This is a genomic window from Caballeronia sp. A2-2 (genome assembly GCF_057612605.2).
Window position 1 is genome coordinate 1,475,842 of sequence record NZ_CM172587.1, and the last position, 16,373, is coordinate 1,492,214.

Annotated in this window: 14 protein-coding genes; 4 read left to right on the plus strand and 10 right to left on the minus strand. The window is 61.9% G+C overall.

Translation table 11 applies throughout. The features are described from left to right. Positions 1 to 79: 79 nt before the first annotated feature. The 4 genes from ACZCWR_RS06985 to ACZCWR_RS07000 all read right to left on the minus strand — a co-directional run bounded on the left by ACZCWR_RS06985 (position 80) and on the right by ACZCWR_RS07000 (position 4,467). Complete coding sequence (locus ACZCWR_RS06985) at positions 80 to 1,198, minus strand: ABC transporter ATP-binding protein (protein WP_487302971.1); 1,119 nt, start codon at positions 1,196 to 1,198, stop codon at positions 80 to 82. 50 nt (positions 1,199 to 1,248) lie between these two features. Beyond that, a complete protein-coding gene (locus ACZCWR_RS06990; protein WP_487302972.1) occupies positions 1,249 to 2,106 on the minus strand; it encodes a carbohydrate ABC transporter permease in 858 nt (285 codons plus the stop codon). Further along, on the minus strand, positions 2,096 to 3,034 hold the full coding sequence (locus ACZCWR_RS06995; RefSeq protein ID WP_487302973.1) for a carbohydrate ABC transporter permease: 939 nt from the start codon (positions 3,032 to 3,034) through the stop codon (positions 2,096 to 2,098). The genes ACZCWR_RS06990 and ACZCWR_RS06995 overlap by 11 nt, the downstream gene beginning before the upstream one ends. A 179-nt stretch (positions 3,035 to 3,213) precedes the next feature. Further along, the gene (locus tag ACZCWR_RS07000) at positions 3,214 to 4,467 is read right to left on the minus strand and encodes an ABC transporter substrate-binding protein (RefSeq protein WP_487302974.1); all 1,254 of its coding nucleotides are present in this window, start codon (positions 4,465 to 4,467) and stop codon (positions 3,214 to 3,216) included. Positions 4,468 to 5,040: 573 nt separating this feature from the next. On the opposite strand from ACZCWR_RS07000, the gene zwf reads away from it, so the two are divergent. The 3 genes from zwf to ACZCWR_RS07015 all read left to right on the plus strand — a co-directional run bounded on the left by zwf (position 5,041) and on the right by ACZCWR_RS07015 (position 9,241). Further along, complete coding sequence (gene zwf, locus ACZCWR_RS07005) at positions 5,041 to 6,501, plus strand: glucose-6-phosphate dehydrogenase (RefSeq protein WP_487302975.1); 1,461 nt, start codon at positions 5,041 to 5,043, stop codon at positions 6,499 to 6,501. A 126-nt stretch (positions 6,502 to 6,627) separates the two neighbouring features. Beyond that, positions 6,628 to 7,338 (plus strand): 6-phosphogluconolactonase, encoded by a 711-nt coding sequence (gene pgl / locus ACZCWR_RS07010; RefSeq protein WP_487302976.1) that lies wholly within the window; start codon positions 6,628 to 6,630, stop codon positions 7,336 to 7,338. Continuing rightward, the gene (locus tag ACZCWR_RS07015; RefSeq protein ID WP_487302977.1) at positions 7,319 to 9,241 is read left to right on the plus strand and encodes a bifunctional transcriptional regulator/glucokinase; all 1,923 of its coding nucleotides are present in this window, start codon (positions 7,319 to 7,321) and stop codon (positions 9,239 to 9,241) included. The genes pgl and ACZCWR_RS07015 overlap by 20 nt, the downstream gene beginning before the upstream one ends. Positions 9,242 to 9,297: 56 nt before the next feature. On the opposite strand, the gene ACZCWR_RS07020 is transcribed toward ACZCWR_RS07015, so the two are convergent. The 5 genes from ACZCWR_RS07020 to ACZCWR_RS07040 form a co-directional block, all read right to left on the minus strand. Beyond that, positions 9,298 to 10,428: a porin gene (locus ACZCWR_RS07020; RefSeq protein WP_487302978.1), complete on the minus strand. Its 1,131-nt coding sequence runs from the start codon at positions 10,426 to 10,428 to the stop codon at positions 9,298 to 9,300. A gap of 281 nt (positions 10,429 to 10,709) precedes the next feature. Then, complete coding sequence (locus ACZCWR_RS07025) at positions 10,710 to 11,861, minus strand: porin (RefSeq protein ID WP_487302979.1); 1,152 nt, start codon at positions 11,859 to 11,861, stop codon at positions 10,710 to 10,712. Positions 11,862 to 12,427: 566 nt separating this feature from the next. After that, positions 12,428 to 13,207, minus strand: a complete 780-nt coding sequence (locus ACZCWR_RS07030; protein ID WP_487302980.1) for an ABC transporter ATP-binding protein — start codon at positions 13,205 to 13,207, stop codon at positions 12,428 to 12,430. A 28-nt stretch (positions 13,208 to 13,235) separates the two neighbouring features. Further along, positions 13,236 to 13,949 carry an ABC transporter permease gene (locus tag ACZCWR_RS07035; protein WP_487302981.1) on the minus strand — a complete coding sequence of 238 codons (714 nt, stop codon included), beginning with the start codon at positions 13,947 to 13,949 and terminating at the stop codon, positions 13,236 to 13,238. An 18-nt stretch (positions 13,950 to 13,967) separates the two neighbouring features. After that, entirely contained in the window at positions 13,968 to 14,654 is a 687-nt protein-coding gene (locus tag ACZCWR_RS07040; protein ID WP_487302982.1) for an ABC transporter permease, read from the minus strand. A 340-nt stretch (positions 14,655 to 14,994) separates the two neighbouring features. Between ACZCWR_RS07040 and ACZCWR_RS07045 the strand changes: the two genes are divergently transcribed. Beyond that, positions 14,995 to 15,693, plus strand: a complete 699-nt coding sequence (locus ACZCWR_RS07045; RefSeq protein WP_487302983.1) for a pirin family protein — start codon at positions 14,995 to 14,997, stop codon at positions 15,691 to 15,693. A gap of 75 nt (positions 15,694 to 15,768) precedes the next feature. Here ACZCWR_RS07045 and ACZCWR_RS07050 read toward each other — a convergent pair whose 3' ends face one another. After that, complete coding sequence (locus ACZCWR_RS07050; RefSeq protein ID WP_487302984.1) at positions 15,769 to 16,344, minus strand: Spy/CpxP family protein refolding chaperone; 576 nt, start codon at positions 16,342 to 16,344, stop codon at positions 15,769 to 15,771. Positions 16,345 to 16,373 lie beyond the last annotated feature (29 nt).

A 16,373-nucleotide genomic window follows, 5' to 3' on the forward strand; every position in this document is an offset into this window, starting at 1 on the left:
GAACCGGAACAAGACAGAAGTTGTCCCAAAGAAAAAGCCGCGCTGACTACGCGCGGCTTCGGCAAAACAAGAAGGCTTTTTAGGCCAACCGTTCTTCCGTTTTCGGATCGAACAACACGGCTTTCGAAACATCGAACAGCAGCGTCATGTTCGACTGCGCCTGCGGATTCGACGCCGGATGCACGCGCGACACAATACGCTTGCCGTTCAGTTGCGAGAACACCAGCGTGTCCGGCCCGGTCGGCTCGATCACGTCGATGCGCACTTCGATCGGCTGAAGGCTTGCATCCGCGACGTTATGCGCGCTGCGCGAATCCGTGATGCGCTCCGGGCGCAGACCGAGCACGACTTCCTGCCCGACGTGATTGCGCAGCTTGCCCGCATCGAACGGCAGATTCAGCACTTGACGCGAAACACCCGTATCGATTTCCAGCCCGACGCCCGAGCCCGCATTCGTCAGCTTGCCGTTGACGAAGTTCATCGGCGGCGCGCCGATGAAGCCCGCGACGAACAAATTCGCCGGCGAATCGTAGATTTCCTGCGGCGCGCCGAACTGCTGCACGATGCCGTCTTTCATCACCGCGATGCGGTCGCCGAGCGTCATCGCTTCGATCTGATCGTGCGTCACATACACGATGGTCGTGCCCAGACGCTGATGCAGCAGCTTGATTTCCGAACGCATCTCGATACGCAGCTTGGCATCGAGATTGGAGAGCGGTTCGTCGAACAGGAACATGACGGGGTCGCGGGCGAGCGCGCGGCCCATCGCTACGCGCTGACGCTGGCCGCCCGACAACTGGCCCGGCTTGCGGTCGAGCAGATGCTGGATCTGCAGCGTATCCGACACGCGATCGACGATCTTCTTCTGCTCGTCCTTCGGCACCTTGCGGATATTCAGCCCGAACGAGATGTTGTCGCGCACGCTCATGGACGGATAGAGCGCGTAGGACTGGAACACCATCGCGATATCGCGGTCCTTCGGCGACAGGTTGTTCACCGTCTTGCCGTCGATCATGATGTCGCCCTGCGTCACGGTCTCCAGCCCCGCGATCATGTTCAGCAAGGTCGATTTGCCGCAGCCCGAGCCGCCGACGAGGATCAGGAACTGACCGTCCTCGATGTCGATGTTGACGCCCTTGAGAACCGGAACCCCGTTCGGGTAGGTCTTGTACACGTCACGGATGGAAAGGCTTGCCATGCTTTGAATCCTCTAAGTTGTCTCGTGAGCAGGGAATCGCGTCGTGGCGATCAACCCTTCACCGCGCCGGCCGTCAGCCCGCGCACGAAGTAACGTCCCGCGATCATGTAGACGAGAATGGTCGGCAATGCGGCGATGATCGCGCCCGCCATGTCGACGTTGTATTCCTTCACGCCCGTCGATGTATTCACGAGGTTGTTCAGCGCGACCGTGATCGGCATGGAATCCACGCCCGAGAACACGATCCCGAACAGGAAGTCGTTCCAGATTTGCGTGAATTGCCAGATCAGGCAGACCATGAAAATGGGCAGCGACACCGGCAGCAGAATCTTCGTGAAGATGGTGAAGAAACCCGCGCCGTCGATACGCGCCGCCTTCACGAGTTCCGCCGGAATGCTCACGTAGAAATTGCGGAAGAACATGGTCGTGAACGCGATGCCGTAGATCACGTGCACCAGCACGAGGCCGGTGGTCGTGTTCGACAAGCCGAGGAAGCCTTGCAGACGCGCCATCGGCAAAAGAATGGCCTGGAAGGGAATGAAGCAGCCGACCAGCAGCATGGTGAACAGGCCATCCGCGCCACGGAAACGCCAGTGCGTGAGCACGTAACCGTTGAACGCGCCGACGAACGACGAGATCAGCACGGCCGGAATCACCATGCGCACCGAGTTCATGAAGAACGGCTGCATGCCGTCGCAGCGCACGCCGGTACACGCTTCCTGCCACGCCTTGACCCACGGCGCGAAGGTCATGTGCGTGGGCGGCGTGAGCAGGTTGCCGGTGCGAAGCTGGTCGAGATCCTTGAAGGACGTCGAGAGCATCACGTAGATCGGGAACAGGAAGTACAGCGCGAACAGGATCAGCACCGCGTAGATGACGGCGCGGCTCAGGGTCATCTTAGTTTCCATTGCGGGTGCTCCTCGACTCCAGATACATGAGCGGCACGAGCACGGCGACGACTGTGGCGAGCATCATCATCGACGATGCCGCGCCCACGCCGAGCTGGCCACGGTTGAACGAGAACGTGTACATGAAGATGGCCGGCAGCGACGACGAGGTGCCCGGACCGCCCGCCGTCAGCGCCACGACCAGGTCAAAGGTCTTGATGGTGATGTGGCAGAGAATCAGCAGCACGGAGAAGAACACCGGGCGCATGCTCGGAATCACGATCTTGCGGTAGATGGTCGGCAGCCCCGCGCCGTCCATCTGCGCGGCCTTGAAGATTTCGGCGTCCACGCCGCGCAGGCCCGCGAGGAACAGCGCCATCACGAAGCCGGTGGATTGCCACACGGCCGCGATCACGACGCAGAAAATGGCCTTGTCCGGATCGCCCAGCCAGTTGAACGAAAAGCTCGTCCAGCCCCAGTCGTGGAAGACCTTTTCGAGGCCCAGACTCGGATTCAGAATCCACTGCCACGCGGTGCCCGTCACGATGAAGGAGAGCGCCATCGGGTAAAGGAAGATCGCGCGCAGCGCGCCTTCGTTGCGGATTTTCTGATCGAGCAGAATGGCGAGGAACAGCCCGAGAATCACGCAAATGGCGATGAACGGAATGCCGAACCAGCCGAGATTGGCGGCGGAGGTCCACCAGACATCGTTGGCGAAAAGCTGTTTATAGCGGTCGAAGCCTGCGAAGTCGTAACGAGGCATGAGCCGCGATTCCGACAACGACAGATAACCCGTGATGGCGATAAAGCCATACACGAAGACGAGCGCGATCAGCACGCTGGGTGCGAGCACGAGCTTGGGAATCCAGCGATCGGCGAGCGCCGCCGAAGCGGATACGCGACCGGTTGGATTGCGCGGTTTCTTTTCCGCGGTGATGGAGGCAGTCACGACTCGACTCCTTGAAGATGCGCCGGCGCTTATCGTGCGTTCGATGCACTGATTTGCGCTTCTGTGGCGAAGGCCTGCTGGCGCTGAATGGTGCGACGTTTTGCTTGATGCGGTCTTGTTGTGTCTTGCCTGCCGCCCGGCGCGCGTTTTATGTCACGCGCGCCGGGCGCACACTGCAATTACTTCGTCTTGGCGGCGTTCGCGAGTGCGGTGACCGCGCTCTTCGAATCCTGCGACGAGTTCATGAACTTCGTGACGACGTCGGTCATGGCGCCGGCGACGGCATCGCCCTGAGCCATGCCGTGCGCGAGCGACGGAACATAGCCGCCCGATTTGATCGCCGTCTGTTCGTCAGCGTAGGATTTCTTCGCGCAGTCGTCGAACTTGTCCATCGGCACGCCCAGACGAACCGGGATGGAACCCTTGTTCAGGCTGAACTGCTCCTGGAATTCCGGCGTCATGATGGTCTTGGCGAGCGCGAGCTGGCCCGGCGTCGCGTTCTTCTCACCTTTCTGCTGGAAGAAGACGAACGAATCGACGTTGAAGGTGTAGGCCTTGTCCGTGCCCGGCACCGGCGCGCAGATGTAGTCCGTGCCCGCCTTCTTGTTGGCGCCGGCGAACTCGCCCTTGGCCCAGTCGCCCATGAACTGCATGCCCGCCTTGCCGTTGATGACCATGGCGGTGGCGAGGTTCCAGTCACGGCCCGTACGGCCGCTGTCGAAGTAGCCCTGAATCTTGCGGACCGTGTCGAACACCTGAACCATCTGCGGCGAGGTGAGCGTCTTCTGATCGAGATCGACGATGGCCTTCTTGTAGAAGTCCGCGCCCTGCGACAGGACCACGTCTTCCCACAGCGTCAGGTCTTGCCACGGCTGGCCGCCCATCGCGATCGGCATGATGCCCGCGGCCTTCATCTTGTCGGCGACCTGGAAGAACTCGTTCCAGTTGGCGGGCACCTTGCCACCCGCCTTGTCGAGCGCGGCCTTGTTGATATACAGCCAGTTCACGCGATGCACCGAGAACGGCGCTGCAACGTAATGGCCGTCCGCGTGGATGATCTTGTCGATTTCAGGCGGCAGGTTCTTCTTCCAGTCGCCAGCCACGGAATCGATCGGCACCAGCACGCCTTGCTCGGCCCATTCCTGAATGAGCGGACCCTTGATCTGCGCCGCCGACGGCGCGTTGCCCGAGATCACCTGCGTCTTGAGCGCGGTCATGGCCGCGGCGCCTGCGCCGCCCGCCACCGCGAAGTCCTTCCACTGATAGCCCTGCTTGGTCATGTCGTCCTTGAGCACGCCGACCGCTTTCGACTCCCCGCCGGACGTCCACCAGTGCAGCACCGACACGGCTTCGGCAGCCTGCACCGACGACGACACCGCGCCGCACAAAAGACCTGCGGCGCACAGTGCGCCCATGAGCTTACGGACTTTCATTGTTGATCTCCTCCAGATACCTGAACAAGAAACGATTGGCTCCTGATCCCGCCAGAAGCTTCGAAAAAAACAGGGGTTGAACGACGGTAAAACGAGGGCGGCCAGAAACGGCGATGTCGGCGGGGCGAGGATGGCGAGGCGCTTGCGCGGAAGTCGCGTATCCCGAAGTGCCGGCAGGCCGGTTCAGGGCCGCTCGGCTCTCAAGAGATGAGTGGGTTGAATCGCAACGGCTGTCTCCTCTTTTGATTTTTGCCTGACGGGGCGCATGCGCGGCCGGCCGCCGGGCCAGAGGCCGCGCGTGCCGGACCACCTGCGAACGGCCTTCCGAAGAAAGCAGTGACGCGTGGGGTCCGATAACATGCGGACACATGCCACCGGGGATGCGCGAAGTCTTATTGACGCCGCGTTTTTTCCTCGAATGACATTTCCTCTTGATTTGGATTGTAGTTAAACTACAATTCAGTGTCAAAAAAAATTTTATCGCACTACGGCCGACCGGCTACGCCTCTCATCCGGACCCGTCAGACGCGGCGATTCGGCTCACCATCCGCTCTGGAATCCACGTTCAGACTCATGCAAAGCGATTCGAACTTCACCTTCATCCTCTTTGGCGGCACGGGCGACCTGTCCATGCGCAAGATCCTTCCCGCGCTATTCGAGGCGCATCGCGCGGGCATGCTCAATCCGGCGGGACGGATCGTGTCCGTCGCGCGCGAGGCGATCGATCAGACGGAATACCGCGCGTGGGTCGAGGAGCACGTCAAGCCGCATGTCTCCAAGAACGGCGTCGATGAACCCGCGTGGCGCAGCTTTCTGGAGCGCATTCAGTACGTCGGCATCGATCTCGGGCGGGCGGAAGACTTCGTCGTGTTACGTGACGTGCTCGCGCAATACGACGGCACGCGCGTGTTCTATCTCGCGACCAGCCCCAAATTGTTCGTGCCCATCTGCCGCGCGCTGGCGAGCGTGGGGCTGAACGAAGGCGCGCGCATCGTGCTGGAAAAGCCGCTGGGCTACGATCTGAAGTCGTCGAACGCCATCAACGATGCGGTCGGCGAGATCTTTCAGGAAGAACAGATCTATCGGATCGACCATTACCTCGGCAAGGAGCCGGTGCAGAATCTGCTCGCGCTGCGCTTTTCCAACGTGCTGTTCGAGCCGTTGTGGCGGCGCGAATGGGTCGAGAGCATTCAGATCACGATTGCGGAAGAACTCGGCGTCGAAGCGCGCGGCGACTTCTACGACAACACCGGCGCGCTGCGCGACATGGTGCAGAACCATCTGCTGCAACTGCTTTCCATCGTCACGATGGAGCCGCCGCTGTCGATGGACTCCGATTCCGTGCGCGATGAAAAACTACGCGTCCTGCGCGCTCTGAAGCCTATCGACGAGCGCGACATCAGCCGCGTGGCGGTGCGCGGCCAGTATCACGCGGGCGTGATTCGCGGCACGCAAGTACCGGCGTATTCCACCGAACCCGGCGTGCGCGCGGACAGTTCGACGGAAACCTTCGTCGCGCTCAAAGTGGAAATTGAAAACTGGCGCTGGGCGGGCGTGCCGTTCTTCCTGCGCACGGGCAAGCGTCTTGCGGATCGTGTGGCGGAGATCGTCGTGAACTTTCGCGCGGTGCCGCATTCGGCGCTCGGCGCGAGTGCGTTGCGCGCGGGCACGAACCGGCTCGTGATCCGTTTGCAGCCCAATGAGACCATCCGGCTTTATTGTCTGGCGAAACAGCCCGGCGAAGGCATGAATCTCGCAAGCGTTCATCTGGATCTCGCGTTCGATCAGTTTTTCAAGGAAGGGCAGATGGAGGCGTACCAGCGTCTTCTGCTCGATGTCATTCGCGGACGCCTCGCGCTGTTCGTGCGGCGCGACGAACAGGAAGCCGCGTGGAAATGGGTCGAGCCGATTCTGAACGCGTGGGCGTCGTCCACGAACAAGCCCAAGCCGTACGCGGCGGGCACGTGGGGACCGGCGGCGTCCAGCGCGATGCTGGCGCAGGCGGGCACGTGCTGGCTGGAAGAAGAAAACTAAAGGCCATGCGCGTTGACGTTTCCTGAGAGGAACGCGGCGCGCATGCGGATACCAAGACCGCTTCGTCCGGCCGCGCGGCTTCGCGCCGGATGAAAGTGGTACGACAAACCAGGACAAGGAGGAGCAGTGATCGAGCTTCGCACTTTCGACGATCCGCGCGCCCACTCGGACGCGCTGGCCCAAGCCGTGAGCGATGCGCTCAAGGCATCGCTCGCGGCGCGCGGTGCCGCATCCGCCGATGCATCCGGCCATGCCGCGCATGCCACGCTCGCCGTATCGGGCGGTTCCAGCCCACGGCCGTTTCTCAAGGCGCTGTCGAACGAGCCGCTCGACTGGGCGCATATCGACGTGACGCTGATCGATGACCGCTGGGTGCCGCCCACCGATCCCGACAGCAACGACCGCTTCGCCCGCGAGACGATTCTCCAGAACGCGGGTGCTTCGGCGTACTTCCTGCCGCTCGTCGATACGTCGAAAAGCATCGAAGCGCAGATCGCCGAACTCAATGCCGATCCGCGCCGCCGTCTGCCGGACGTGGGCGTGCTCGGCATGGGCGAGGACGGCCACACGGCCTCCATCTTTGCCGATGCTCCCGAATGGGACCTCGCCATCAGCACGCAGGACCGCTATGTGAGCGTGCATCCCGGCGCGGCGCCGCACGCGCGCGTGAGCCTGTCGATGTCGGCGCTGCGGCAGATCGGCCAGTTGTATCTGTTCATTTCCGGCCAGAAGAAACTCGACGTGCTGAACGCGGCGCTCGCCACGCAACAGAAAAACGCCATCTCGACACTGGCCAACACCGAAGGAGTGAAGCTCGATGTCTACTGGTGTGCATAACAAGGGCGCGGCCGCCGCGAACCAGCACGCCGACGGACCGAGACTGCTCGCCGACATCGGTGGCACCAACGCCCGCTTCGCGCTGGAGACCGCGCCGGGGGAGATCGGCCACATTCGCGTGTATCCGGGGGCGGACTATCCGGGCATCGCGGAAGTGATGCAGCAGTATTTGAAGGACACGAACGTCGGGCGCGTGAACCATGCGGCCATCGCGATCGCCAATCCGGTGGACGGCGATCACGTGAAGATGACCAACCACGACTGGAGCTTCTCCATCGAGGCGACGCGCCGCGCGCTCGGCTTCGATACCTTGCTTGTGGTCAACGATTTCACCGCCTTGGCAATGGCGCTGCCCGGCCTCACGGATTTGCAGCGCGAGCAGGTCGGCGGCGGTTCGCGTCGTCAGAACAGCGTGATCGGCCTGCTCGGTCCGGGCACGGGTCTGGGCGTGTCGGGTCTGATTCCCGCCGATGACCGTTGGATCGCGCTCGGCAGCGAAGGCGGGCACGCCACGTTTTCATCGTTCGATGAGAGCGAAGATCTCGTTGCGAAGTTCGCGCGCCGCAAGTGGGACCATGTTTCGTTCGAGCGCGTGTGCGCCGGGCCGGGACTGGAACTGATCTACCGCGCATTCGCCGAGCGCGATGGCGTCACCGTCGCGGACCCGTTCACGAGCGCCGAAGTCACCACCCGCGCGCACGCGGGCGAACCGCTGGCGCTCGAAGCCGTGAACTGCTTCTGCGCCATTCTCGGCACCTTCGCCGGCAATATCGCGATGACGCTGGGCGCGCTCGGCGGCATCTATATCGGCGGCGGCGTGGTGCTCAAGCTGGGCGAACTGTTCCACAAGTCGCCGTTTCGCGAGCGGTTCGAATCGAAAGGGCGCTTTCGGCAGTATTTGTCGAATATCCCGACGTACATCATCACGGCAGAATATCCGGCGTTTCTCGGCGTCTCGGCGATTCTCGCGGAACAGTTGTCGAACCGCGCGAATAGCGGCTCGTCGGCAGTGTTCGAACGCATCCGTCAAATGCGCGACGCGCTCACGCCCGCCGAACGGCGCGTGGCCGATCTGGCGCTGAACCATCCGCGCTCGATCATCAACGATCCGATCATCGATATCGCGCGCAAGGCGGATGTGAGCCAGCCGACCGTGATTCGCTTTTGCCGCTCGCTCGGCTGTCAGGGCTTGTCGGATTTCAAGCTCAAGCTCGCGACCGGGCTGACCGGCACGATTCCCGTGAGCCATAGTCAGGTGCATCTCGGCGATACGGCGACGGACTTCGGCGCGAAGGTGCTGGACAACACGGTGTCCGCGATTCTGCAACTGCGCGAGCATCTGAACTTCGAGAACGTCGAGCGGGCAATCGATATTCTGAACGGCGCGCGGCGTATCGAGTTTTACGGGCTGGGGAATTCGAATATCGTCGCGCAGGACGCGCACTACAAGTTCTTCCGCTTCGGCATCCCGACGATTGCGTATGGCGATCTTTACATGCAAGCCGCGTCCGCTGCGCTGCTCGGGCGCGGCGATGTGATCGTCGCGGTATCGAAGTCGGGGCGTGCGCCGGAGTTGCTGCGCGTGCTCGAAGTGGCGATGCAGCAGGGCGCAACCGTCATCGCGATCACGTCGAGCAACACGCCGCTCGCCAAGCGCGCGACGGTGGCGCTGGAGACGGATCACATCGAGATTCGCGAGTCGCAGTTGTCGATGATTTCGCGCATTCTGCATCTCGTCATCATCGATATTCTTGCGGTCGGCGTCGCCATTCGGCGTGCTGCGCCGAAACCCGGCGCGAAGATCAGCGAGACGGTGGCAAAAGCGCGCCAGTCCGGCGACGACGATGCCGCCGCCGTGCTGGACTGGCTGAGTCACGGGGCATCGGGGATCGCGCGGGATTGAAGGGCGAAAAAAAACGCCGCCGGGTTTGAACCGGCGGCGTTTTTCATTGGGCGTCCTTAGAACGAATGCTGGATGCCAGCATACACGCCCGTCTGGCTGTTTCCAGGCAACGGATTGCCCGTTGCCGCCGATGAGCCGTAATCGTTGGCGTTCAGTCCATAGTTCGCGTGCTTGCTGTTCTGAACCGTCGCCACTTGCAGATCGAGCAGCGTGCGCTTGGACAGGTTGTACGAACCGCCGAGCGAATAGAGCGTCGCATTGCCCGCGCCGTTATTGCCGTTGACGTGATACACCGCCGCGATCAGCGCGGCCGCAGGCGTGGCCTGCCATGTCACGCCGCCCCATTCGTGGTCCAGCGTGCTCGGTTGTCCGGGCAGCAGGTTCGACATGCCCGAGGTGCGAATAGCCTGATAGCCGCCCTGAACCTTGAACTGGCCGAGGAACACGTTGAGCATGGCGGTGTATTCGCGCGAATAGGCGTACGCGCCGTTGCCTGCGGCATAGCTGCCGCCCAGCGACCCGTTGCCCGGATTGCGGATCTCGTCATACAGGCCGCGCACCTGGAACAGCGGCGCCGTGTAGGTGATCTGCGCACCGGCTTCGCGGCCTTGTCCCTTGGGATCGTTGCCGTTCCAGCTTGTCGTGTTCGACAGCGCGTACTGGCCGTAGAAGTCGAATCCCGCGATCTTCGGCGACTGATACGACACGTTGTTGCTCGACTGCGGCCAGTTGCGCCCGCGCACCAGCGATGCCGACGACCAGTTCGATTGCCCGAACGGATCGAAGTCCCAGATGCCGTTGGAGATGAACAACTCGCGGCCCATCAGGAACGTGCCGTACGCATTGTTCGACAGGCCGACGGTGGCCCAGCGGTTGAAGAGACCGCCGCCGCTGGGGCCCTGACCGTTCATCGTGTTGAAGCTGCCTTCGAGCTGGAACACCGCGCGCGTGCCGCCGCCCAGATCTTCCGCGCCTTTCAGGCCCCACAGGCTCGTGCCCCAGTCGCCGCTTTCCGCACGGAAGCGGTTCGCGCTGCCGGTGGCCGGGCCGTCAGCGGGGCCGGTCGGCACGTGGTTCACGAACTCCAGTCCCGCGTCGAGGCGGCCGTACAACGTGACACTGCTTTGAGCCTGCGCCACCGCGCTGAACGTCAGCAGCGCCGCCGCCGCGAGTAATGCTTTTTTCATCTACTCCTCCAAACTCCGTCGAATAAAACGAACCGCCCTCGTGAGGCGGTTCTTCGTTTGATGCAACGGAGATTTTGGAGGACAAAGTGTTTTGATTAGGGTTCCTGTATGTAGTTTTGCTTTGTAATCTGCCAATTTTTGTTGATCCATTGGCAGACGGCAGCGACGCGTTCGCCGCACCAATAAAAAACGGTGCGATACCCTTTCGGGCACCGCACCGATACGCGCCTCTCGCAGCAGCGTGAAAACCTTATATGTCGATTCTTGAGTCCGGCCTTCGTTTAGAACGAGTGCTGGATACCGGCGTACACGCCCGTCTGGCTGTGGCCCGGGAACGGGTTGTCAGTCGAGGCGGCCGAGCCGTAGTTGTTGGCGTTCAGGCCGTAGTTGGCCGACTTGCTGTTCTGCACGGACGCCACCTGGATATCGAACAGCGTGCGCTTGGACAGGTTGTACGAACCGCCGACCGTGTAGATGTTCGCGTTACCCGCGCCGTTGTTGCCGTTCACGTGGTAGACCGCCGCGATCAGCGCTGCTGCCGGCGTTGCCTGCCACGTCACGCCGCCCCATTCGTGATCGAGGGTCGTCGGCTGGCCGGGCAACTGACCGGTCATGCCCGAGCTGCGGATGGCCTGATAGGCGCCCTGAATCTTGAACTGGCCGAGGAACACGTTGAACATCGCCGAGTATTCACGCGAATACCCGTAGACGCCGTTGCCGTTGCCCACGCTGCCGTCGATCGGGTTGTACGCGCCGCCGAGCGTGCCGTTGCCCGGATTGCGGATTTCGTCGTACATGCCGCGAATCTGGAACAGCGAGTTCGTGTAGGTGACCGCGCCGCCGCCTTCGCGACCTTGCGTCGTCGTGCCGTTACCGTTGAAGTTCGTCGCGTTCGAGAAAGCGAACTGGCCGTAGAAGTCGAAGCCTGCAACCTTCGGCGACTGGTACGACACGTTGTTGCTCGATTGCGGCCAGTTACGACCACGCACCAGCGATGCCGACGACCAGTTGGACTGACCGAACGGGTCGAAGTCCCACACCTGGTTGGAGATGAACAGCTCGCGGCCCAACAGCACCGTACCGAAGTTGTTGTTGGCGATACCGACCGTCGCCCAGCGATTGAAGAGACCGCCACCGCCCGGGCCTTGACCGGTCATGGTGTTGAAGCTGCCTTCCAACTGGAACACGGCCTTGTTGCCGCCGCCCAGGTCTTCAGCGCCCTTCATGCCCCAGAGGCTGGTACCCCAGTCGCCGGATTCGGCCTTGAAGCGGTGCGAGCTGCCCGTGGCGGGAGCGCCAGCCGGGCCGGTCGGCACACCGTTCATGTACTCGAGCCCCGCATCCAGGCGACCATACAGCGTGACGCTGCTTTGAGCCTGCGCTACCGCGCTGAACGTCAGCAGTGCTGCTGCCGCGAGCAAAGCTTTTTTCATCATCTCCTCCAACCCTGTCAAAAAATGGAACCCAAGTTGCTGCCGTTTGGTCCGGTGCGCCTGATGCGGGCGCACTTGACCGAAATGTTTTCAGAGGCAGGACACGCGCGGGCGGTAGTGCTGGTGATGATCCGCACGTCGTGGGCGCGAATCCGACTCCCGACCCGTCGATCGGTGTCTGTCCTCAGTTGTTCTTGGATTTGAAGTAAAACTACTTTTTGTGAAGTTCGTTTTGTTACTTTGGTTGCCAATTTAACAAAAAGCGTTTTAGACGCCAGAGAAATTTGAGGTGATGTGAATTGTTGTGTCAAAAATGCCATGCTGTTCGGGCACGACATCGACCCATAGCATGGGAAATCTGCCGCAAATGCTTACTGGGTAAGGCTTTGGCATTCGTTACGTTTCGGGGTCAGGTATGACGCCTATTGACGACCGGCGTTTGGCGCGCTAGGTGAAAAAATGCTGCGGCGCGGGCGTTTCGGAGAGAACGCGCGCACAAAAAAAGCGCCTCGCAGGCGCTTTTATGTAGTCAAAGTTCAGCGCTCCGGCGGGGAGCGCGCGTCACGTCACTTGAGACTGCCCGACAAAAACTGCCGCAGCCGCTCGCTTTTCGTGTTGCCGAAGACTTCATCGGGATGCCCTTCCTCCTCGATGCGCCCCTGATGCAGAAACACCACGTGATTCGACACATTGCGCGCGAACGCCATCTCGTGCGTGACGACGATCATCGTGCGGCCTTCCTCGGCGAGCGTCTGCATGACCTTGAGCACTTCGCCGACGAGTTCCGGGTCGAGCGCGGAAGTCGGTTCGTCGAACAGCATGACATCGGGATGCATGGCGAGCGCGCGCGCAATCGCCACGCGCTGCTGCTGCCCGCCCGACAGATGCGACGGATACTGCTTCTCCACGCGCGGCGCGAGCCCGACCTTCTCCAGATACGTGCGCGCGCGATCCTCGGCTTCCTTGCGCGTCAGCCCGAGCACATGCACGGGCGCTTCGATCACGTTCTCCAGCACGTTCATGTGCGACCACAAATTGAAGTGCTGGAACACCATCGACAGCTTGGAGCGCATCTGGCGCAACTGCTGCGCATCGGCCACTTTCAGCGCGCCGTGCTTGTCCTTCAACGTGCGCAATTCCGCGCCATCGACGAAGATGCGCCCCTGATTCGGCTGTTCGAGGAAGTTGATACAACGCAGCATCGTGCTCTTGCCCGAGCCCGACGAACCGATGATGCTGATCACATCGCCCGCCTTCGCGCGCAACGACACGCCCTTCAAGACTTCGTTGCTGCCGTACTGCTTGTGGATGTCGTCGACGAAAAGCTTTTGCATCTGGGAATTCATGAGCGAGGGTCCTTGGGCGGCGAGAAACTTACTTGCCTTGCGGGCGCAAATACGCGAGCCAGCGATGCTCGGCGCGGCGGAACAGCCACACGAGCGCGAACGAAATGACGAGATAGAGCAGCGCGGCAATGCCGAACGCCTGGAACGACTGATACGTGGCCGAGTTCACATCGCGCGCGATCTTGAGGATGTCCGGCACGGTCGCGGTGAAGGCGACGGTGGTGGCGTGCAGCATCAAAATGACTTCGTTGCTGTAGTAGGGCAGCGCGCGGCGCAGCGCGGAGGGCAGAATCACCCGTCGATACAGCGTGAAGCCCGACATGCCATACGCACGCGCGGCCTCGATCTCGCCGTACGGCGTGGCCTTGATCGCACCGGCGAAGATTTCCGTGGTGTACGCGCAGGTGTTCAGCGTGAAGGCGAGCAGCGTGCAGTTCATGCCGCTCTTGAAGAAATCGGCCAGCAGCATGTGATCGCGCACGACCTGCAGGCTGTACAGGCCGGTGTAGCAGAGCAGCAGTTGCACGTACAGCGGCGTGCCGCGAAACACATACGTATAGAGCCACACCGCGCGCGAGAGCAGCTTGTTCTTCGACACGCGCGCCACCGCGAGCGGGATCGACAGACAAAAGCCCAGTCCGATGGAGATGACCAGCAGCCACATCGTGATCGCGAGACCCGTGATGCGGTAGCCGTCCGTGAAAAGGTAGTTCTTCCAGTATTCCTGGATGATTTCGATCATGTCTTCGTCACCGCTCTTTTAAAGGTCGGCTTTGCGCACGCCGATGGAATAGCGCCGCTCCAGCCAGATCAGCACGAAATTGGAGATCGTCGTGATGGCGAGGTAGATCGCGCCCGCGAGCAACGTGAAAAAGAAGAACCGCAGCGTGCCCTTGCCAGCGTCCTGCGCAGCCTTCACCACGTCCGCCAGACCGATGATCGACACCAGCGCGGTGGCTTTCACCATCACCTGCCAGTTGTTGCCGAGGCCGGGCAGCGCGAAACGCATCATCTGCGGGAACATGACGCGCGTGAAGGTCTGCCAGCCGGTCATGCCGTAGGCCGCGCCCGCTTCGAGCTGACCGCGCGGCACCGACAGGAACGCGCCGCGAAACGTCTCGGTGAAATACGCGCCGTAGATGAAGCCGAGCACCAGAATGCCCGCGAGGAACGGATCGATGTCGATCTGATCCATGTTCATCCAGTCGGTCAGCGCGTTCAGCCAGATTTGCAGGCTGTAGAACAGCAGCAGCATCAGCACCAGATCGGGCACGCCGCGGATCAGCGTCGTGTAGACCGTGCCGATGCCCGAGGCGATGCGGCTCTTGGAGAGCTTCGCCATCGCGCCGATCAGGCCGATCACGAACGCGAACGCGAGCGACAGGACCGCGAGTTTCACGGTCTGCCAGGTGCCCGCGAGGATCAGCGGACCGTAGCCTTGCAACATGGCGATTCCTTGGGTAATTGAGAGACGCGCGAAGCGGAACGCCGCGCACTTTGGATTCGATTCTTTCAGGGCGCTGGCGGCGTCATTCTAGGTGGCCAAAATTGGGCGTCGCCCTTGCGGGTTACCCTGCAAGCGCATGATTACCGTGTTTCCTTGCCCGCCGCCGCCCGAAAAGCGCGGTATTTTACCCGAAGCGGCTTTCGGCGCGAGCGCGCTCAGGGCTGGCCCGATTAGCGTCACCGGCGGGACGGTGTAGTGCCAGCGCGCCCGTTGTGCGGCGGGCGGTGCGCCCTTACATTCTGTCCATCGCAAATCAACGCCAAGGGCGGGAGCACATACCATGTTCGAAATCCGGCGCAGCAACGAACGCGGCCATGCCAATCACGGCTGGCTCGACTCGTATCACACCTTCTCGTTCGCGGATTACCACGATCCGAAGCACGTGCATTTCGGCGCGCTGCGCGTCATCAACGAAGACCGCGTCGCGGGTGGGCAGGGCTTCGGCACGCACGGCCATCGCGACATGGAAATCGTCAGCTACGTGCTGGACGGCGCGCTCGCGCACCGCGACAGCATGGGCAACGGTTCGACCATCCGCCCGGGCGACGTGCAGCGCATGAGCGCGGGCACGGGCGTGCGGCACAGCGAATACAACGGTTCGCCGACCGACACCGCGCACTTCCTGCAAATCTGGATCATTCCGGATGCACCGGGCGGCGCGCCTGGCTACGAAGAAAAGCGTTTCGGCGATGAGGAAAAACGCGGCCGTTTGCGCGTGATCGCATCGCCTTCGGGCGAAGAGGGCTCGGTCAAGCTCGGCGCCGACGCGCGCATCTTCGCAGGCCTCTTCGATGCCGACGAACGCGCGGAATTCGACGTTCCCGCCGGCCGTCGCGTGTACGTGCACGTTGCACGCGGCGCGGTGTCGGTGAACGGCGAAGCGCTGTCCGCTGGTGATGCCGTGAGCATCGAAGATCTTTCGAAGATCACTTTGGATCGCGGTGACAAGGCGGAAGTGCTGCTGTTCGATCTCGCCTGAAGCGGTGAAATAAATAACGGCCCGACCGGGTTCAACCGGTCGGGCCGTTTTCATTGCATCAGCTAAACGTGACGCTTACGGCTGGGTTGCCGAAGCACCCGACGCCGCGCCCGCGCCGTGATGCTTTTGCCAACGCTCGTGCATCTTCTCGCCACGTTCGTGCATGCGCGCGAAGTGCTTCTTGAGCGCCGTGCTGACGGTGGTCTTCTGCTGATCGTTCAGCGCGTTATAGAAGTTCAGCCACGCCGTGGAAGTCTGCTCGCGCAATTGCGCGCTCTGCTGTTCCAGCTTCTGATGCGCCGCGTGCATGGCGTTCAGATCGAGGATCGGCTGGTTCTCCATCGACTTGAACTGATCGCGCATTTGCTTGTGCGCCTCGCGCATCTGCTCGTGATCCTGCTTCATGGTGTCGAGCGCGGTTTGCCAGAGCTTTTCCTGATCCGCGTTGAGTTTCAACTGGCCGTGCAGTTCGTCCAGTTGCTTCTTCATGCGCATTTCCATGTGATGACCGCCGGGGCCGCCGGGACCACCCATCATGGCCGGACCACCTTGGGGCGGCGGCGGTGCGTCGGATGTGGCTGCGTGCGCGGCGCCGAACGTCAGCGCGATCGCGGCAGCGGCTGCGGTGAGAATGCGATATTGCTTGCTCATTGTGTACTCCCTTATTGATCGTCGATGCC